At 63.7% G+C, this 18,867-nt stretch carries 16 protein-coding genes; 7 read left to right on the top strand and 9 right to left on the bottom strand.

Going from position 1 to position 18,867, the window contains the following annotated elements; genetic code table 11:
- Positions 1–45: 45 nt before the first annotated feature.
- Positions 46–996, bottom strand: a complete 951-nt coding sequence (locus NH396_RS05715; RefSeq protein WP_176676225.1) for a TatD family hydrolase — start codon at positions 994–996, stop codon at positions 46–48.
- A gap of 326 nt (positions 997–1,322) precedes the next feature.
- On the opposite strand from NH396_RS05715, the gene NH396_RS05720 reads away from it, so the two are divergent.
- Entirely contained in the window at positions 1,323–3,260 is a 1,938-nt protein-coding gene (locus tag NH396_RS05720) for an ATP-binding cassette domain-containing protein (RefSeq protein ID WP_176676226.1), read from the top strand.
- A gap of 209 nt (positions 3,261–3,469) precedes the next feature.
- On the opposite strand, the gene NH396_RS05725 is transcribed toward NH396_RS05720, so the two are convergent.
- Entirely contained in the window at positions 3,470–3,922 is a 453-nt protein-coding gene (locus NH396_RS05725) for a universal stress protein (RefSeq protein ID WP_175090604.1), read from the bottom strand.
- Between the two features lie 209 nt (positions 3,923–4,131).
- Here NH396_RS05725 and NH396_RS05730 point away from each other — a divergent pair, with 209 nt between their 5' ends.
- Entirely contained in the window at positions 4,132–4,680 is a 549-nt protein-coding gene (locus NH396_RS05730; protein WP_176676227.1) for a preprotein translocase subunit YajC, read from the top strand.
- 124 nt (positions 4,681–4,804) lie between these two features.
- On the opposite strand, the gene slyA is transcribed toward NH396_RS05730, so the two are convergent.
- Together slyA and NH396_RS05740 are read right to left on the bottom strand one after the other, a co-directional pair.
- Positions 4,805–5,251 carry a transcriptional regulator SlyA gene (slyA, locus tag NH396_RS05735; protein ID WP_176676228.1) on the bottom strand — a complete coding sequence of 149 codons (447 nt, stop codon included), beginning with the start codon at positions 5,249–5,251 and terminating at the stop codon, positions 4,805–4,807.
- 217 nt (positions 5,252–5,468) lie between these two features.
- Positions 5,469–6,581, bottom strand: a complete 1,113-nt coding sequence (locus tag NH396_RS05740; RefSeq protein WP_176676229.1) for a DUF5924 family protein — start codon at positions 6,579–6,581, stop codon at positions 5,469–5,471.
- A gap of 426 nt (positions 6,582–7,007) precedes the next feature.
- On the opposite strand from NH396_RS05740, the gene fadB reads away from it, so the two are divergent.
- The 3 genes from fadB (at position 7,008) to NH396_RS05755 (ending at position 11,567) form a co-directional block, all read left to right on the top strand.
- Positions 7,008–9,158 (top strand): fatty acid oxidation complex subunit alpha FadB, encoded by a 2,151-nt coding sequence (fadB, locus tag NH396_RS05745; protein WP_176676230.1) that lies wholly within the window; start codon positions 7,008–7,010, stop codon positions 9,156–9,158.
- A 93-nt stretch (positions 9,159–9,251) separates the two neighbouring features.
- Positions 9,252–10,430 (top strand): acetyl-CoA C-acyltransferase FadA, encoded by a 1,179-nt coding sequence (fadA, locus tag NH396_RS05750; RefSeq protein ID WP_176676231.1) that lies wholly within the window; start codon positions 9,252–9,254, stop codon positions 10,428–10,430.
- A gap of 204 nt (positions 10,431–10,634) precedes the next feature.
- Positions 10,635–11,567: an amidohydrolase family protein gene (locus NH396_RS05755; RefSeq protein ID WP_176676232.1), complete on the top strand. Its 933-nt coding sequence runs from the start codon at positions 10,635–10,637 to the stop codon at positions 11,565–11,567.
- A 99-nt stretch (positions 11,568–11,666) separates the two neighbouring features.
- Here the strand turns inward: NH396_RS05755 and NH396_RS05760 are convergent, their stop codons facing one another.
- From NH396_RS05760 to NH396_RS17015, 5 genes are all read right to left on the bottom strand, one after another.
- Positions 11,667–12,017: a DUF6482 family protein gene (locus NH396_RS05760; protein WP_176676233.1), complete on the bottom strand. Its 351-nt coding sequence runs from the start codon at positions 12,015–12,017 to the stop codon at positions 11,667–11,669.
- 21 nt (positions 12,018–12,038) lie between these two features.
- The gene (gene holA, locus NH396_RS05765) at positions 12,039–13,097 is read right to left on the bottom strand and encodes a DNA polymerase III subunit delta (protein WP_176676234.1); all 1,059 of its coding nucleotides are present in this window, start codon (positions 13,095–13,097) and stop codon (positions 12,039–12,041) included.
- 145 nt (positions 13,098–13,242) lie between these two features.
- The gene (gene lptE, locus NH396_RS05770; RefSeq protein ID WP_176676235.1) at positions 13,243–13,788 is read right to left on the bottom strand and encodes an LPS assembly lipoprotein LptE; all 546 of its coding nucleotides are present in this window, start codon (positions 13,786–13,788) and stop codon (positions 13,243–13,245) included.
- A 184-nt stretch (positions 13,789–13,972) separates the two neighbouring features.
- Entirely contained in the window at positions 13,973–16,573 is a 2,601-nt protein-coding gene (gene leuS / locus NH396_RS05775) for a leucine--tRNA ligase (protein ID WP_176676236.1), read from the bottom strand.
- Between the two features lie 176 nt (positions 16,574–16,749).
- Positions 16,750–16,881, bottom strand: coding sequence for a hypothetical protein (locus tag NH396_RS17015; protein ID WP_282627795.1), 132 nt, complete (start codon positions 16,879–16,881; stop codon positions 16,750–16,752).
- An 11-nt stretch (positions 16,882–16,892) separates the two neighbouring features.
- Between NH396_RS17015 and NH396_RS05780 the strand changes: the two genes are divergently transcribed.
- Entirely contained in the window at positions 16,893–17,573 is a 681-nt protein-coding gene (locus NH396_RS05780) for a zinc ribbon-containing protein (protein WP_306424388.1), read from the top strand.
- The gene (locus NH396_RS05785) at positions 17,573–18,790 is read left to right on the top strand and encodes a tetratricopeptide repeat protein (RefSeq protein WP_176676237.1); all 1,218 of its coding nucleotides are present in this window, start codon (positions 17,573–17,575) and stop codon (positions 18,788–18,790) included. The genes NH396_RS05780 and NH396_RS05785 overlap by 1 nt, the downstream gene beginning before the upstream one ends.
- Positions 18,791–18,867 lie beyond the last annotated feature (77 nt).

Consider the following 18,867-nt stretch of genomic DNA (forward strand, 5'->3'; position numbering starts at 1 on the left):
GATGTCCAGAGCAGGGATGCGTGCAGGGAAAGTCGTGTATGCCGATTACAGGCGGAAGAAGCGGGTGGCAGTGACGGTGGTGGCCTGTGCGAGTTCTTCCATGTCGATACCGCGCAGCGCCGCGACCTCCGCCATGATCCACACCAGCAGCGAGGGTTCATGACGCCGTCCCTTGAGCTTGGCGGGCAGATTGCGCGGTACCAGATAGGGGCAATCGGTTTCCAGCATCAGGCGTTCGAGGGGAATCTCGCGGCACAGGCTGCGCAGGTGTTCGCCTCGGCGCTCATCACACAGCCAGCCGGTCAGACCGATGTGCAGGTCGAGATCCAGGTAGCCGTAGAGCGTCTCGCGCTCGCCGGTGAAGCAGTGCACGACGGCGTGACTGATATCGTCGCGCCAGTGCTTGAGCATCTCGAGCATCTGGCGACCGGCGTCGCGTTCATGCAGAAACAGCGGCAGGCCCGTCTCGGCGGCCAGCGTCAGCTGCGCTTCGAACGCTCGGGCCTGTTCGGCGGGCGTCGAGAAGTTGCGATTGAAGTCGAGGCCACATTCCCCCACCGCGACGACCTCCGGCTGCGCCAGTAGCTCCCGGATGCCGCGTTCGACGCCGTCGTTCCACTGGCTGGCATCATGCGGATGCACGCCGGCGGTGGCAGAAAGGCCGCGATAGCGTGCCGCCAGTGCCTGGGCCTCACGCGAGCCATCCAGGCTGGTGCCGGTCAGGATCTGCTGGCTGACGCCCGCCGCGCGTGCTCGCAGCAAGGTACCCTCGATGTCGCGCGCGTAGCTCTCATGCGTCAGGTTGACGCCGATGTCGACCAGCGCAGAGGGGCTGGCGAAGCGCAGCTCCGGTGCCAGCAGCGTCAGCGCGGCCGCGATTTCGGCCTCGCCGAGTTCAAGGTCGTCACACAAGGCGGCAAGCGTCTCGTCGGACAGCCGCTCGCTATCATAATAGGGCAGGGAGGCAGGATCGGCATGCGGGGGAAGCGCGGACATCGGACACCCTTGGGATCGCGGGGAGGGAGGAGACACGTGACAGTGCAAGGCCTGACAACAGCCCGTCGGCCTGGCACTAGATAGCGCTGCATGACAGGCGGGCCTTGGTAGCGCACGGCACGTGACGTGATTTCAAGCGGTCGGCCATTCTACCCAAGGCGCCGGCGTCTTTCAGCCCTTGCGGCGTCTTCCATCGCCTGCACGCTGCGCCTCGGGTAGAATGGCAGCATTCTCCAGCGCGCGTCGCTGGCGGCGGCCTGTCCGCCTGACTCCCACTTCCTCCGTGGCCTTCCCGGCCGTGGACCCGTCACGAGTTGCTGCTGCACATGGCATTGTTACGACTGGAAAATCTTCAGCTGGCCTACGGCCATCACGTCCTGCTCAACGGGGCGGATCTTGTCGTCGAGCGCGGCGAGCGTCTGGCGCTCGTCGGCCGCAACGGCACCGGCAAGTCGACCCTGCTCAAGCTGATCACCGGCGAATTCCAGGCAGATGCCGGTGAGCTGTGGAAGGCGCCGGGCCTCAAGATCGGCGTGCTCTCGCAGGACCTGCCGGCCGCCGAAGGTCGCACCATCTTCGATATCGTCGCTGAAGGCCTGCCGAAGGCGGGCGCGCTGCTGGCGGAGTACCATCATCTGATCAGCGACCCGGAGCCGGACCTCAAACGTCTCGAGCACGTGCAGGTCGCGCTGGAGAGCGTCGATGGCTGGCAGTTCCAGCAGCGTATCGATACCGTGCTGACCCGTCTGGGTCTGCCGGAAGACACCATGATGGAAGACCTGTCCGGCGGCTGGCGTCGTCGTGTCGCGCTGGCGCGTGCGCTGGTGTCCGACCCGGACCTGCTGCTGCTCGATGAGCCGACCAACCATCTGGATCTCGATACCATCGCCTGGCTGGAAGAGCAGGTCGCGGCCTTCTCTGGCGCCGTACTGTTCATCACCCACGACAGGGCTTTCCTGAAGCGCCTCGCGACCCAGATTCTGGAGCTGGACCGTGGCCGTCTCGGGCGTTACCCGGGCGATTACGCGGCCTACCAGGCTCAGAAGCAGCATGAGATGGATGTCGAGGCCAAGGAAAACGCCGAATTCGACAAGAAATTGGCTCAGGAAGAGACCTGGATCCGTCAGGGTATCAAGGCGCGCCGTACTCGTAACGAAGGCCGTGTGCGCGCACTGGAGAAGATGCGCCATGAGCGCGGTCAGCGGCGTGAGGTACAGGGGCGTGCGCGTATCGCCGTCGACTCCGCCGAGCGCAGCGGCAAGCGGGTCGTGGAGCTGGAAAACGTCAGCTATCGCTACGATGAGGCGCAGGAGCAGTGGGTCATCCGTGACCTGAGTGTCGAGATCCAGCGTGGCGACAAGGTCGGCCTGCTGGGCCGCAACGGCGCGGGCAAGACCACGCTGCTGCACATTCTGCTCGGTCAGCTGGAAGCCAGCGAAGGCAAGCGCATCGAAGGCACCAAGCTGCAGATCGCCTACTTCGATCAGCTGCGCAAGGGCCTGGACATGGAAGCCACCGTCTACGACAACGTGGCGCGCGGCAGCGATCGTGTCACCGTCGGTGGACGTGACATGCATGTGATGAGCTATCTGCAGAACTTCCTGTTCACGCCGGACCGCGCGCGTCAGCCGGTTCGCTCGCTGTCAGGGGGCGAGTCCAACCGCCTGCTGCTGGCACGTCTGTTCACCATGCCGGCCAACGTGCTGGTGCTCGATGAGCCGACCAACGACCTGGATGTCGAGACGTTGGAGCTGCTCGAGGAACTGTTGCTCGACTTCGACGGCACCGTGCTGCTGGTTTCCCACGACCGTGCCTTCATGGACAACGTGGTCACCAACATCCTCGCCTTCGAGGGCGACGGGGTCGTCAAGCCGTATGTCGGAGGCTACAGCGACTGGATACGTCAGGGCGGGCATCTGCCGCCGGCACCCTGGGAAGTCGAGCGCGAGCGCGAGGAAAAGCACCGTCGTGATGCCCAGGCAGAAGACGAGCGTCGCAAGCGTGAGGCCGCTCAGGCACAGCAGGCACCGAAGAAGGTCAAGCTGCCCTACAAGTTGCAGCGCGAGCTGGACCTGATTCCGACGACCATCGAGAAGCTGGAAGCGGAGGTCGCGACACTGGAAGCCGAGATCGCGGCGCCGGAGTTCTACACCGGGGATGCCAAGTTGGTGAAGAACACGTTGGAGAAGCTCAGCCACAAGCAGCAGGTGCTGGAAGAGACGATGGAACGCTGGATGGAGCTTGAGGCCATGCAGGAAGGCTGAAGCCGCAGGTGACGGTCATGCACGCGTACGGTCATGAACTACAGTCATGAACTACAGTCATGAGTGACGATGCTTGATGACCGTGCCGTGCAGAAAGCCCGTCAGCTGAACACACAAGAGGGCTGCCCATGGGCAGCCCTCTTGTCGTCCCTCACATGTCGTCGACGTGAGGTGTCGTCTGGCAGGAGGTGTCGTCTAGCCGGCCACCATCATTCCTCGCTGTCATCCGCGCCGACGCGCACCGCCAGCACGTCGCACTGGGCGCCGTGCAGGACACCCGTGGAGGTGGAACCCAGCAGCAGCGCAAAGCCATGACGACCATGCGAGCCGACCACGATCAGGTCCACGTCGTGTTCGGCCGCGAAGCGATGAATCTCGCTATCCGGCATGCCGACCACCACGTACTGGTCTTCGGCGGCGATATCATGAGGCGTGGCGATCTCGCTGAGTCGTTCACGGGCGTGGGAATCCAGCTGGTCCTGGATGCTGGTCAGGTCCATCGGGATATCACCGCCATAGGCAAAGCCCAGCGGTTCCAGCGTATGGATGATGGAAATCTTGGCGCCGTTGCGCTTGGCGATCGGCAGGGCCCGCTCCAGCACCAGATGGGAATCCTTGGTCAGGTCGACAGCGACCAGTACATGCTTGTATTCGTTGCTCATCCTGAGATCCTCCCGCAGAGGTTGGCCATTCGAGTGGCGTCGTGCACCTGCTTCCATGCTAGGCTTGCCGCCCCCTTGAACACAATGACTTACATCAACGTAATGGCAGTGCGTGATACGCAACACTGCGGGGTTGCATAGCCTATCCTGCGCTTTCACGCCACGTCCCGCTTGATGAAACCCTTGAATAGACAACCGATGGATAGACGATGACGACTGCGCTGATCATCATTTTTGTCGTGCTGGCGATGCTGTCGCCGCTGACCTGGCTACGCCCCAGCAAACGAGAGACGCGCACGTCACTGGTCCGCAAGGCGGTGATCGCCGATGGCATGCGGGTGGATCTCAAGGCGCCGCCTCTTTCTGACGCGCCCAAGGGCATCGTCGGTTACCGCCGCCCTTGGCCGACCGAACGCGATGTCACGCCCTTCATCCTCGTGCAGGATGAATGGGCCAGTGATGCCCTGCGTGAGGCGGTGCCGGGCTATCGCTGGCGCGAAGAGAGTCGCCTGGCGGACGATCCTGATGTCGCCGCGGCGCTGCAGCGCTTCACGCGCACGCTGCCGGAGGATGCCCTGATGCTGGAGTCGTCGCTCTCCGGTCTGACGCTGTGGTGGGGCGAGAGTCTGGATGTGGAGAGCTGCCACGACTGGCGGCGCGAATTCGAGGCCTTGCATGCGTTGTTGATCGACAAGGCGCCTATCTCGCACAAGCGTCGCCCGCTGGTGGGCACCGAGCCGAAGATGCCGGATGCCTGACACGGGCAGCCCTCCCGCCTGCAGAAAAAAGCCCCCATCGAGTGACTCGATGGGGGCTTTTTCATGTCCCGCTTGCGCTCATGTCATGCTGGCGCGGCCGGCCATTTTCGGTCGGCGTCTAGGCTCAGGCGCTCTCCGGCACCTTCTCGGAGATTTCCAGGCCATTGCGCTCCATGACACGCAGGCATTCGCAGAATTGATCGACCTGCGCTTCACTCAGACCGTTGAGCATCTCGATGCGAGTCTGCTCGGCGATGGCATCGATCTTCTCGATCAATGGCAGCGCCTTGCGGGTCAGGAAGATGCGCTTGGTGCGGCGGTCTTCCTCACAGGCACGGCGCTCGACCAGGCCCTGTTCGGTCAGTTGGTCCAGGGTGCGAACCAGCGACGGGGCTTCGATACCGATGGAGCGAGCCAGATCACATTGGGGCTGACCATCGCCCATGCGCCACAGGTGTACCAGCGTCATCCAGCGAGTCTGGGTCAGCCCTAGTGGGGACAGTCGCTGGTCCAGAATGGCGCGCCACAGGCGCGGCAGGCGGGAAAGCTTGAGTCCGATATCTTCATGCATGGATAGGTCGTCCGCTGAGTGCAAAGGTGAAGGGGCTTTTGTCATTGGCGCGCGCCCAGCATCACTCAAAAGTGAATGAGACTGATTCCTTATCTGCGCCGCCCTTCACATCAGCATGCTAGGCAGTCTGGATAATTACAAGCCTGCGAACGAATTTTACGTCCATGGTCGAGTAACTCAGCGTTCCTGCTTGCGGAGTGACTCGTGGTGGCGACTGTCACAAACCCGGAATCAGGTTGGTGATACGCCAGCCTGGGATGCCGGGGGGCTGGCTGATGGTGCTGTCGGCCAGGGTCGCCAGCTGCGGATCATCGCTGACCACGAAGCGCAGACTGCCGATGCGCTGTCCGTTCATCGTCTCGACATCGATGCGCCACTCGCCCTCGCTGCCCTGCGGGAAGGCCGTCTTGTGGGTCCAGGCGCGGTAGCCTTCGCTGCGCCCGCCGTTGATGTTCAGGGCGATGCGATCGACGACTTCGCCATCATGACGCCAGACGTGATAGACCTTCTCCGACAGGCCGCGCGGCGCACGGATGGCCGTGAAGGCGTAGAGGCCACGGGCGGAGAGTTGCGCAGGCGTCAGCTGCATCTCGCCACGCGGTGCGCGCGCCGCGGTATCGAAGTCCGGCGACAGGCTGCTGGCATTGATCCACAGCGTGGCGGGCGGAATCCAGGCGCGTGCCCCCCATGCGCCTACCCCGAGCATTACGCTGATGCCGATCATCGCCAGACCGCCGACCACCCCACGCGCGATGCGCAGGTTGGCGACGCTGGGCAGCGCGAACAGGCTCATGGCGGCACAGGCGGCCAGCAGGCTCTCACCTGTGGTCAGTTCCAGCAGCAGGGGCAGGGTGACCAGCACCACGACGAACACGCACAGGGCGTGGAAGCCGAAGTACAGCCAGCGATGACGCTCGGCCAGCCGGTAGTAGAAGGGGTCGAGAATCGACAGCAGGGTCGCGCCGCACAGCAGCAGCGTAAAGCCTGCCTGGCCGCTGGCCCAGTCGGTGGTCGCCAGGAAGAACGGCAGTGTGAAACACAGTGTCTCCTGCTGGATCAGCTGGGCCACGAAGGTCGCCAGCTTGCGGGGCAGGGCATTCTGACCGCGATGGCGGCGCAGGCGGCTCCACAGGCCTTCGGCGATCAGGATCAACCAGGCCAGCATCATGCCCAGCGCCAGCAGGCCGCCCAGCCATTGTTGACGGTTGACGAGAAAGAAACTGCAGATGCCGGCGGCGAAGCCGATCGGCGGCCATAGCCAGTGCCAGCGCTTGGTGCGTTCGACAAGGCCGGTCAGGCGTAGATACAGGGCGGTGAGAGTGCTACTCATGAAAGCATGATATCGATGAGGCCTTTGAAAGCCTGCTGGCGCGCGAGGAGGTGTCGCGGTCAGCCTGCGGGTTGGGAAAGCGTTCAGGGTAACGCGGCTGCCTTGTGCGGTGTAGCGTCGATCTTTGCCTACATCGGCTGTCGATAGCGTGCGCCAGTCAGCTCAGGCCAGTATACAGACGCCCTGTGACCTCCGACCTTTCGCTAATGTCCGCAGGCTTGATCTTTGTCCGTCACTGGCCCAAGCTGGCTATATTCAAACGCTTGTATGAAGCGCTGTGATGAGAGATGACTCTCACGCGGTGCCTCAGCCAGCGGCGAGTCCGGCGAGGCCGGTTGCCAGCGCCTTCATGGCCAACGCCCAAATGGCAGTGACCCTCGAGCGCCCGGCAGCCCCTTCACCTCTTTCTCTTGTGGAGATCCGTGGATGATCTATTCAGGCAAAACGCTAACCGTCGAGGCCAATCAGGACGCCATCGCCCTGTTGACCCTCGACCTTGAAGGCGAATCGGTCAACAAGCTGGCCAGCTACGTACTCAAGGAGCTGGGAGAGGCAGTCGAGGCCATCAAGGCGACGGCCGATCTCAAGGGGCTGGTCATCCGCTCCGCCAAGGAAGCGTTCGTGGTCGGTGCCGACATCACCGAGTTCCACCAGATGTTCGAGAAGGATGAAGCCTTCCTCATCGACATGAACATGAACATCCATGGCATCTTCAACGCCATCGAAGACCTGCCGTTCCCCACCGTCACTGCCATCAATGGACTGGCGCTGGGCGGTGGCTGCGAGATTACCCTGACCACCGATTTCCGGGTCATGGCCGACAGCGCCAAGATCGGCCTGCCGGAGACCAAGCTCGGCATCATCCCGGGCTGGGCGGGCTGTGTGCGTCTGCCGCGTCTGATCGGGGCTGACAACGCCATCGAGTGGATCTGTGGTGGCACCGAGAACCGTGCCGACAAGGCGCTGGCAGTGGGCGCCGTCGATGCCGTCCTGCCGGTGGCCGAGCTGGACGCGGCGGCACTCGATATTCTGGCGCGTGCCAATGCAGGCGAGCTGGACTATCAGGCGCGTCGTCTCGAGAAGACCTCGCCGCTCAAGCTCAATGCCATCGAGCAGATGATGGCCTTCGAGACCGCCAAGGGCTTCGTGGCCGGCAAGGCCGGTCCGCACTATCCGGCACCGGTGGAGGCCATCAAGGTCATCCAGAAGGGCGCGGGGGAATCGCGTGAGCGTGCCCAGGCCATCGAGGCCAAGACCTTCGCCAGGATGGCGCTGACCGACGTGGCCTTCAATCTGGTCGGCCTGTTCATGAACGATCAGGTGGTCAAGAAGAAGGCCAAGGGCTACGAGAAGCAGGCCAGTGAGATCAAGCAGGCCGCCGTGCTGGGTGCCGGCATCATGGGTGGCGGCATCGCCTATCAGAGCGCCAGCAAGGGCACGCCGATCCTGATGAAGGACATCAATGGCGAGGCCATCGAACTGGGTCTGAAGGAAGCACGCAAGCTGTTCGGCAAGGGCGTCGAGCGCGGCAAGCTGACCACCGAGAAGATGGCGCAGGGCCTGTCCAACATTCGCCCGACGTTGTCCTACGGTGACTTCGGCAATGTGGACCTGGTCGTCGAGGCGGTGGTCGAGAATCCCAAGGTCAAGGCCTCTGTGCTGGCCGAGCTCGAGGACAACGTCGCCGAAGACGCCATTCTGACCTCCAACACCTCGACCATCTCCATCACGCGACTGGCCGAATCGCTCAAGCGTCCCGAGAACTTCTGCGGCATGCACTTCTTCAACCCGGTGCACCGCATGCCGCTGGTCGAGGTCATCCGTGGCGAGAAGTCCAGCGATGCGGCCATTGCCGCGACCGTCGCCTATGCCCGCCAGATGGGCAAGACGCCGATCGTCGTCAACGACTGCCCGGGCTTTCTGGTCAACCGCGTGCTGTTCCCCTACTTCGGTGGCTTCAGCCTGCTGGTCGAGAAGGGCGCCGACTATCAGCGCGTCGACAAGGTGATGGAAAAGTTCGGCTGGCCGATGGGCCCGGCCTACCTGCTGGATGTGGTCGGCATGGATACCGCGGTGCACGCCAATGCGGTGATGGCGGAAGGCTTCCCGGACCGCATGGCGCGTGACGGCAAGACCGCCATCCAGGTGATGTATGACAACAAGCGCCTCGGCCAGAAGAACGCTCTGGGCTTCTACCGCTACGAGGAAGATCGCAAGGGCAAGCCGAAGAAGCTGGCGGATGATGAGGCTCAGGCGCTGGTGGCACAGGTCGTCAGCGAGACGCGCGAGTTCTCCGATGACGACATCATCGCGCGCATGATGGTGCCGCTGTGCATGGAAACCATCCGCTGCCTGGAAGACGACATCGTCGGCAGCCCGGCCGAGGCCGACATGGCCCTGATCTACGGCATCGGTTTCCCGCCATTCCGTGGTGGCGCACTGCGCTATGTCGATGCCATGGGCGTGGCCGAGTTCGTCGCGCTGGCCGATAGTCTGGCCGAAGAGCTGGGCCCGCTGTATCGCCCGACCGAGGCGCTACGCGAGCGCGCCAAGCGTGGCGACGCCTTCTACTCCTGAGCCTTTGATGGCTGAGCGCCCGAGTGGCCGCCAGCACTATCCGACCAGAATTTTCGGCCCTCGCGACAGCGAGGGCCATGAGGGAGCCAGACAATGAATCTGAATCCGAGAGATGTGGTAATCGTCGATGGCGTGCGTACCGCCATGGCCAAGGCCAAGAATGGCGCCTTCCGACACGTGCGTGCCGAGAACCTGTCCGCCGCGGTAATGCAGGCGCTGTTCGATCGCAATCCCGGCCTGGTGCCGGCCGAGGTCGACGACATCATCTGGGGCTGCGTCAACCAGACCCTGGAGCAGTCAATGAACATCGCGCGCAATGCCGCCATCATGACCGGCATTCCGCGCACCGTACCGGCGCAGACGGTCAACCGCCTGTGTGGTTCCTCGATGAGCGCCCTGCATATCGCCACCGCCAACATCAAGGCCGGCATGGGGGACTTCTATCTCATCGGCGGCGTCGAGCACATGGAGCACGTGCCGATGGCGCATGGGGTCGACGTCAATCCGGCGGCCAGCAAGCATGCGGCCAAGGCGGCAATGATGATGGGCCTGACCGCGGAACTGCTCGGCAAGATGCATGGCGTGAGTCGTGAGCAGCAGGATGAGTTCGGTGTGCGCTCCCACCAGCGAGCCCAGGCTGCCGCCGATGAAGGTCGCTTCGACAATGAGATCATCGGTGTCGAGGGCCATGATGCCGAGGGTCGGCGTGTCCTGGTGACCCGCGATGAGGTCATCCGTGGCGATGCCAGCATGGAGTCCATGGGCAATCTCAAGCCGGTCTTCGATCCCAAGGGCGGTACCGTGACAGCGGGCACCTCTTCCGCGCTGTCGGTGGGCGCCTCGGGCATGGCGGTGATGAGCGCCGAGCGAGCCGAAGCGCTGGGCCTCAAGCCCATCGCGCGAGTGCTGTCCACTGGCGTGGCAGGCTGTGACGCCTCCATCATGGGCTACGGGCCGGTGCCGGCCTCCAAACAGGCGCTCAAGGCAGCAGGCCTGACCATCGAGGACATCCAGACCGTCGAATTGAATGAGGCCTTCGCGGCGCAGTCGATTCCGGTGCTCAAGGACCTTGGCCTGCTGGAGCGCGTCGACACGGCGGTCAACCTCAACGGTGGCGCCATCGCACTGGGTCACCCGCTGGGCTGTTCCGGTTCGCGTATCTGCACCACGCTGCTCAACGTCATGAAGCAGCAGAACACTCGCCTGGGTCTGGCGACCATGTGCATCGGCATGGGCCAGGGCGTCGCGACCGTCTTCGAGCGACTCGACTGAACGTCAGCACCTTCGGTCAGCGTCTTCGATAAGCGATCAGGCCACGCCTGATACCAAAAGCGGCATGTCTTCGGACATGCCGCTTTTTCGTCGGCAGGCTTTTGTCTGGAAACGAGAGGGGCGGCGCAGTATCGTGGCAGTGGGCGATCGAGCGTCACGTCGCCCCGGGCTTGATGATTGAGGTTACGCGAGGGAGTCGCATCGATGGACTGGAATCATGTCGAGCAGGATCTGCCGCGCGCCACGCCGCCCAGACCCTTGCCACACCCCCTGACCTTCCGGTTGCCGGCGGGCAGTATTGATTGTCACCTTCACCTGTTTGGTGACCCGGTGCGTTACCCATTGGCGGCGGACAGAACCTATGACCCGGCGCCTGTGGGGCTCAGTGAAGCACTCGAGATGCATCATGCATTGGGCGCCAGCCACGGCGTGCTGATACAGCCCAGTGTCTATGGCTATGACAATCGCCTGCTGTGCGACAGCCTGCAGAGCTGTCGCGAGCGTGGGCTGGACTATCGTGGCGTGGCGGTTGTCACGCCCGACATCAGTGATGCCGAGCTTGAGCGACTCTCCGAGCTGGGAGTGTGTGGCGTTCGCCTCAACCTGATCTTCGCCGGCGGGTTGCGCTGGCGTGATGTGGTGCTGCTGGCGGACCGCCTGGCACGCTTCAAGTGGCACCTGGAATGTCTGATCGACGTCTCGACCTTCCGTGACATGGAAGCGCGCCTAGGTAGCTTGCCGGTGCCGGTGGTAATCGACCACATGGGCCATCTGGCGGCCACGCGTGGCCCGGAGTGCCCCGGCTTTGCCGCGCTGTGTCGACTGCTCAAGCAAGGGCGCACCTGGGTCAAGCTGTCGGCGCCTTACCGGCTGACCACGCGTGGTCGCTTGCCTTACTCCGATGTCACGGCGCTGGTGCGGGCGCTGGTGGCGGCCAATCCGGAGCGCGTCGTGTGGGGCAGTGACTGGCCGCATCCCTATATCGGCGTCGAGATGCCGGAAGAGGACACCCTGGCCGAGCTGATGCAGCGCTGGTTGCCGGAGCGCGAGATGCGCGAGAGGATATTCCGCGACAATCCGCGCAAGCTCTACGGCTACAAGGCATTCGTGAAGTCCAGGGCGGATACGGCGCACTGAGCGCAGATCGAATGTTCGCTTGAGACCCGCAGGCATGCCCCAATGGCAATGGCCCCCGTCAGTGAACTGGCGGGGGCTTGCGCATGGGATGATAGATGACTACAGCGTCTGGAAGGCCACGCGCGTGCCATGGGCCAGCAGGCTGGCATTGTCGGTCGGCGTCGTGGGCAGGCCGATCATCTCATCTTGCACTTCCGCCCAGGTCTGCACGCCGTGGGTCAGCCCCAGCGGCAACAGCAGGCGGCTGATCCACTGTGTGCCGGTGAAGCGCAGGGACTGGCCGTTGTCATCGACCAGGCGACTGATGCCAGCGGCGTGATGCAGGCGGACCACATGAAGCCCTTGATCCAGCGTCTGCACTTCCACTGTCAGGGTATTGCCTGCGGCGAGCCACCGTCGCAGAGTCTCGATATCGACGGCTTCGTCAAGTGTGCTGAAGGAAGTCTGCATGCGTTCTCCCTGGGGTCTGAATCACACCACCTTGTAGGCATGAGGTAGTTCGGCCAGTGGGCCGCGTCCGCCGGCGAGTGTCAGGGCGAGATCGACCATCCCGTCCCAGATGGGCAGCGTCATCCCGCCCTTGATCGCCATGTCGAGTCGCTGCGAGAACAGCAGCAGCTTGTGCAGGCGCTTGTGGGGCAGGCGGTTGAGTGCCTGTTGATAGAAGGGGCGACGCTTGTCGAAGATCATCGGCTTCTGCGCCTTGCAGGCATGCTCGAAGCTCTGGCCTTGATCGAGGTGCTGGCGCAGCGAGAGCAGGGTGCGCAGCTCGCGGGTCAGTGCCCACAGGATCACCGGCGGCTCGACGCCTTCTCCCCTGAGCCCGAGCACGATGCGGCCACTGCGCTCGACTTCCCCCTTCAGACACGCATCGGCCAGCGTGAAGACATCATAGCGGGCATTGTCCTCGACGCCCTGGACGATGGCATTGCCATCCAGGCGTGCGCCCGGCGGGTGCAGCAGCGCCAGCTTCTGAAGCTCCTGATCCGCGGCCAGCAGATTGCCCTCGATGCGCTCTGCCAGCAGGCGGGCGGCGTCCTGATTCAGCTCGAGGCCGTGACGACGGGCGCGATCGCGAATCCAGAAGCCGAGGCGGGAGTGGTCCACCGGCCAGACTGCGATGAAGACGCCGACCTTCTCCAATGCCTTGAACCACGCCGTCTGCTGCACCTTGCGATCGAGACGCGCTGCGGTGATCAGCAGGATGTCGCCATCCTTCTCGATGCGCTCGGCGTAGGCCTTGAGGACCTTGCTGCCTTCCTGGCCGGCACTCTGGGTGCCCAGGCGCAGCTCGATCAGCTTGCGCGAGGCGAACAGTGACATGCTGGCGGCAGACTCGGTCAAACGGCCCCACTGAAAGCCATTCTCGACATGCAGTACCTCGCGCTCCTCGACACCGGCGGCACGCGCCGCACGCCGGATGGCGTCGCAGCTTTCCTGATGAATCAGCGGCTCGTCACCGGCCACGATATAGACGGGAGACAGGCGCTTGTTGAGCTGCTCGTCGAGCTTGTCGGGATAGACCTTCATGAATGTCCTTCGATATTGCGCAGGCGAGGGCGGTGATGCCGGTGGACGATAGACGAACACGGCTCCGCGATGGTCGGTTGCCCGATGGCGCGGAGCCGTGCTGTCAGTACGCTCTGGCGTTGGACATCGCGCCGATCCAGAGGTGTCAGGGAGTGATCGAGCGCAGGCGCTCCAGCAGCTGACGGCTCAGGTCACGATTGACTTCCCCGGCCGCACGCTCGCGGAGGTCATCGGTGTTGAGCAGGTCATCATCGTTGGTATAGAAGAAGCTGCTGGCCTGCAGCTCCTGCTGGTTGGTCAGATAGGCCCCATCGGACTTGCGCTGCAGCGAGTAGGTCAGGCGATAGGTCAGTTCACGCTTGATGCTGCCGGCATCGCCGTAGGTGATCTGCTGCACGTTCTCACGGACCTTGCCCAGGTTGAGGGTCAGCGGGGCGCTGTCGCTCAACTGGACGTCGGCACGCTCGAGAGCGTCGCGCAGGGCGTCGTGGGTCTTGGTGATCGGTGCCTGGACGTCCAGCTCGGTGATGGCCATCGGCGCATCGTTCACGCCGCGCAGCTGGAAGCCGCAGCCGCTCAGTGTCAGCGCCAGGCCGACGCCGAGGGCGGCCAGCACACGACGGCGGCCGAGGCCGCGGGATGCACGCTCTGATGTGTCTGTTGAAACACTGGAAGACTTCGCTTGCGTCACCGTGACCTCCTGTCATGAACGGGTGTCATGAATATCTTGCGAGAGCGCTGCGTGGTGCCTGTCAGCATCACGCAGCGCACGGAATATGGCCGTCAGAGACCGACATTTTCTACTCGTCTGTCGGCCTCTGATGGGACCGGCGACTCGGGCCGCCGGTATCTTGCTCTGCCTGGTCGGGTTGCTATCAGTTGGCGACGATATTGACCAGCTTGCCCGGCACCACGATCACCTTGCGCACCGTCTTGCCATCGGTGTGCTTGGAGACATTGGCATCTGCCAGCGCAGCGGCTTCGATGGCGTCGCGATCGGCATCGGCGGCGAAGGACAGACGCGCACGCAGCTTGCCGTTGACCTGTACGACCAGCTCGATGCTGTCCTTCTTCATCGCATCAATATCAGCGACCGGCCAGCTGGCATCGATCACGGCTTCGTCGTGGCCCAGTGTCGCCCACAGCGAGTGGCTGGCATGCGGGATGATCGGTGACAGCAGCAGCACGCAGGCCTCGACGGCTTCACGGCTGACGGCCAGGCCCTGCTCGGAGGTGTCCTCGAAGCGGCTGATGGCGTTGACCAGCTCCATCACGGCCGCGATGGCGGTGTTGAAGGTGGTGCGGCGGCCGATGTCGTCGCTGCACTTGGCGATGGTCTCGTGTGTCTTGCGACGCAGCGCCTTCTGATCATCGTTCAGGGCAGTCACGTCCAGCGCGCCCGGAGTGCCGGCGGCGACATGCTCGTGAACCAGACGCCAGACGCGCTTGACGAAGCGGTGTGCGCCCTCGACACCGGAATCGGACCATTCCAGCGACTGCTCCGGCGGCGCGGCGAACATCATGAACAGGCGCACGGTGTCGGCACCGAAGCGGTCGATCATCGACTGCGGGTCCACGCCGTTGTTCTTGGACTTCGACATCTTCTCGGTGCCACCGATTTCCACCGGCAGACCATCGGACTTCAACACGGCCTTGACGGCGCGGCCCTTGCCGTCGGTCTCGACGTCCACGTCCAGCGGGTTGAACCAGTCGCGGCCGCCTTTCTCATTGATGCGGTAGTAGGTATCCGCGACCACCATGCCCTGGGTCAGCAGCTGCTTGAACGGTTCGTCGCTGTCGACCAGGCCGAAGTCACGCATCAGCTTGTGGAAGAAGCGCGAGTAGAGCAGGTGCAGGATGGCATGCTCGATGCCGCCGATGTAGTAGTCGACCGGCAGCCAGTAGTTGGCGCGTTCGTCCAGCATGGCATCGGCGTTGTCCGCACAGCAGAAGCGCGCGTAGTACCAGGAGGACTCCATGAAGGTGTCGAAGGTATCGGTCTCGCGCTGCCAGCCATCGCCCAGGTCACTGAAGGACGGCATCTTCTTGATCGGCGAGCCGCCGGAGGCGTCGAATTCGACTTCCAGCGGCAGAGCGACCGGCAGTTCGTCGTCGGTCAGCGGGATGGATTCTCCGTTGGGGCCATTCTTGACCGGGATCGGCGCGCCCCAGTAGCGCTGACGGGAAACACCCCAGTCGCGCAGGCGGAAGTTGGTCTTGACTTCACCACGGCCCTGTTCGACCAGGCGCGCTGCGATGGCATCGAAGGCACTCTCGAAGTCGAGGCCATCGAAGTCACCGGAGTTGATCAGCACGCCGTGATCGGTGAAGGCGGCGTCGCTGACGTCAGGCGCATTGCCGTCGGCATCGGCGATCACGGCTTCGATCGGCAGGTCGTACTTGGTGGCGAATTCGTGGTCACGCTCGTCGTGGGCCGGCACGGCCATCACGGCACCGGTGCCGTATTCCATCAGCACGAAGTTGGCGACGAAGACCGGCACTTCACGGCCGGTCAGCGGGTGGATGGCCTTGAAGCCGGTATCCATGCCGCGTTTTTCCATGGTCGCCATGTCGGCTTCGCTGGTGCCGCCACGCGCGCACTCGGCGTTGAACTCGGCAAGCTCCGCATTGTGCTCCGCCGCGGCCTTGGCCAGCGGGTGAGCGGCGGCGACGCCGACGTAGGTCACGCCCATCAGGGTGTCCGGACGGGTGGTGAAGACGGTCAGGGATTCCTGTACCTGGCTTGCCCTGGCGTCGAGGCCGAAGCTCAGCTCGACACCGCGCGACTTGCCGATCCAGTTGCGCTGCATGGTCTTGACCTGCTCCGGCCACTCGACCTTGTCGAGGTCGGCCAGCAACTCTTCGGCATAGTCGGTGATGCGCAGGAACCACTGCGGGATTTCCTTGCGCTCGATCAGCGCGCCGGAACGCCAGCCACGGCCGTCGATGACCTGCTCATTGGCGAGCACGGTCTGGTCCGCCGGGTCCCAGTTGACGATGGAACTCTTCTTGTAGACGACACCCTTCTCGACCAGCTTGGCGAAGAACCACTGCTCCCAGCGATAGTATTCCAGGTCGCAGGTGGCGAACTCACGGCTCCAGTCGTAGGCGAAGCCCAGTGCCTTGAGCTGATCGCGCATGTAGGCAATGTTCTCGTGGGTCCACTTGCCCGGCGCGACGTTGTTCTTCATCGCGGCGTTTTCCGCCGGCAGGCCGAAGGCGTCCCAGCCCATCGGCTGCATGACGTTCTTGCCCTGCATGCGCTGGAAGCGCGAGATCACGTCACCGATGGTGTAGTTGCGCACGTGCCCCATGTGCAGCTTGCCGCTGGGGTAGGGGAACATTGACAGGCAGTAGAACTTCTCGCGGTTGGCATCTTCCACCGCCTTGAAACACTGATTTTTCTCCCAGTACTGCTGGGCAGCCTGTTCGATCTGATCGGGAGCGTACTGTTGAGAAGTATCCTGTGAATCCATCGGGTCCGTCACTACCTTGGCATTGGCCGCTACCCGTCACCAGGGACAGGCAGGGCGTGAAGAGGTGGGCGGTCACATCGGGATGGGCCGCCACTGTCTGCGATGGGGTCAAGTCTACCCCAGACGCCAGGCCTCAGGTAGGGGAGGCGAGTGCCGTGGCGCCAGGCGTATGCGCTTCATGCTGCCAGTGCCACGCGCTTGATGCGTGTCAGGGAGTGGAAGCGTGTGGCTTGTGTCGCAACGCCAACACCACCATGCTGAAGGTAGAGCGCCATGCCCTCCCGCAGTACGGGAGAAGGTGAAGACACAAGGAGAGTCCATGAGCCAACCACGTGAACCCCGCGATCCCCATGAGCCGATCAGCGCCACGGAGCGTAATACGGCTGCCACGTCCTCGTACGACAGTGGCTTTGAAGATACGCCGATGCCCTCGCGCTCAGCCTCCAGTCAGTTGCAGGGCGAAGGTGAAGGACGTCTCGGCGATGCCTATGGGCGAATCCTTTCGCGTCTGGAAGACAGCAGTGGTGAGCTGTCGTGGGATGGCCTCAAGGCCGAGCTGGATGAGGCGGTCAAGTTCGAGGCCGAGGTCGAGGAATTCACGCTGGACGAGCTGGCGCTGCTGCGTGCCTGGGTCGAGCGTGACATGCGTGAATTCCGCCGCCACCTGGCGACCGGCGGAGAAGGGATCGCCAGCTGGCTGGGGATCGATCTCTCGGTGTTGTCGCGCAGTGTCAGTTCCGCGCTGATGTCGATCGCGGACCGCACCGTGGTGGACCGCGCCCACTTCGAGGAAGACCTCGAGGCCGCGCGCGCCGACTACACCAGCGGCGAGGTCATCGCGCCGGGGCTATTGCATTGCGTGCACTGTGAGTCGACCACCACGCTCACGCGCCCCAGCGTGCTGGAGCCCTGCCATGCCTGTGGACATCGTTTCTTCTCGCGTGGCGCGCCGCCCGTCACTCGTCAGCCCCCCACGACCGACGAGAGTGATCAGAGCTGATGGCGACACCGTCAGACTGGTTCGCCCCGGCGCATGCCACCTGGATCGCCGGTCAGCGCCACAAGGCATTGCAACAGCTGATCGAGCACTTCAACCAGCGCCCGCGCCCACGTGATGCGGGCCTCTTCAAGCAGATCTCCTATTACCTCTTTCTGCTTGCGGATTATCGCTCGGCCAGCCAGATTCTGGCCCAGGGGCATGTGGAGTGTCCGGCCGATGAAGAGATCGCGCTCAACCAGGTGGTGTGTCTGTCGCGTGCCAATGATGCCGCTGGCTCGCTGGCGGCCGGTGAGGCATTGGCCGCACGGGGCTGTCGCAATCCGGTGCTGTTCGACTCGCTGGCCAGCAGCGCGGCCAGGCTCAAGCGCCACGATGAGGCACGCGAGTATGGCAGTCGCGCCCTGGCGCTGAAGGATGAGCGGCATGGGAGCCTGCCGTTGGCGAAGGGCTGGCGACTGCCCGCTGACCCCCCCTCGGCAGTCGCGGCCGGCAAGACGCGAGTGCTGGCCTTCGGCCTCTGGGGCAAGGGGCCGCGCTACCTGAACGGCATGCTGCATAACCTGCTGTTGGCGCCGGTGCTGTATCCGGGGTGGCAGGTTCGGCTCTATCACGATGACAGCGTGCCCGATGACTTCCTGGCTCTGGCGCGGCAACTGGACGCCGAGCTGATCGAGCGTCCCGCCAGTGACACCCTGAGACAGCGGCTGTGTTGGCGCTTCGCGGTCGCCGATGACCCGACGGTGGGTTACTTCGTGGTCCGCGACTGCGACAGCGTCATCAGCCTGCGCGAAGTGCGCGCGGTGCAGATGTGGCTGACGTCCGGGCGCTTCTTCCATGTCATGCGTGACTGGTGGAGTCATACCGATCTGGTGCTGGCGGGGCTATGGGGCGGGGTGGCCGGAGTCCTGCCGCCACTCGAGACATTGTTGGCCCGGTGGCAGCCACAGCATGTCGAGACGCCGAATATCGATCAGTGGTTCATGAAGGAGTGCGTGTGGCGCTATCTGCGCGAAAGCCTGGTCAGCCACGACCGGTGTTACTCGCTGCAGATCAAGGGTCGTGACAGCCTGAAGTTCCCGGATGACTTGCTGGGAGAAGCGCCTGGCGGCACGGCGCATGTCGGCAGTGACGAGTGGACGCGCGATCGCGCCTTCCAGCGCCGCCAGCTGGGGCCATGGCTCAAGGAGGCCAGCTGGATGCGTGACAGCGACGACTGAGCGTAATCCTGCGATAAGCTCCCGATGAGCGGGTTATATAGACACACGAAGGGCTGCCCATGGGCAGCCCTTCGTGT

Source organism: Cobetia sp. Dlab-2-AX (genome assembly GCF_024124625.1).
Taxonomy (GTDB): Bacteria; Pseudomonadota; Gammaproteobacteria; order Pseudomonadales; family Halomonadaceae; genus Cobetia.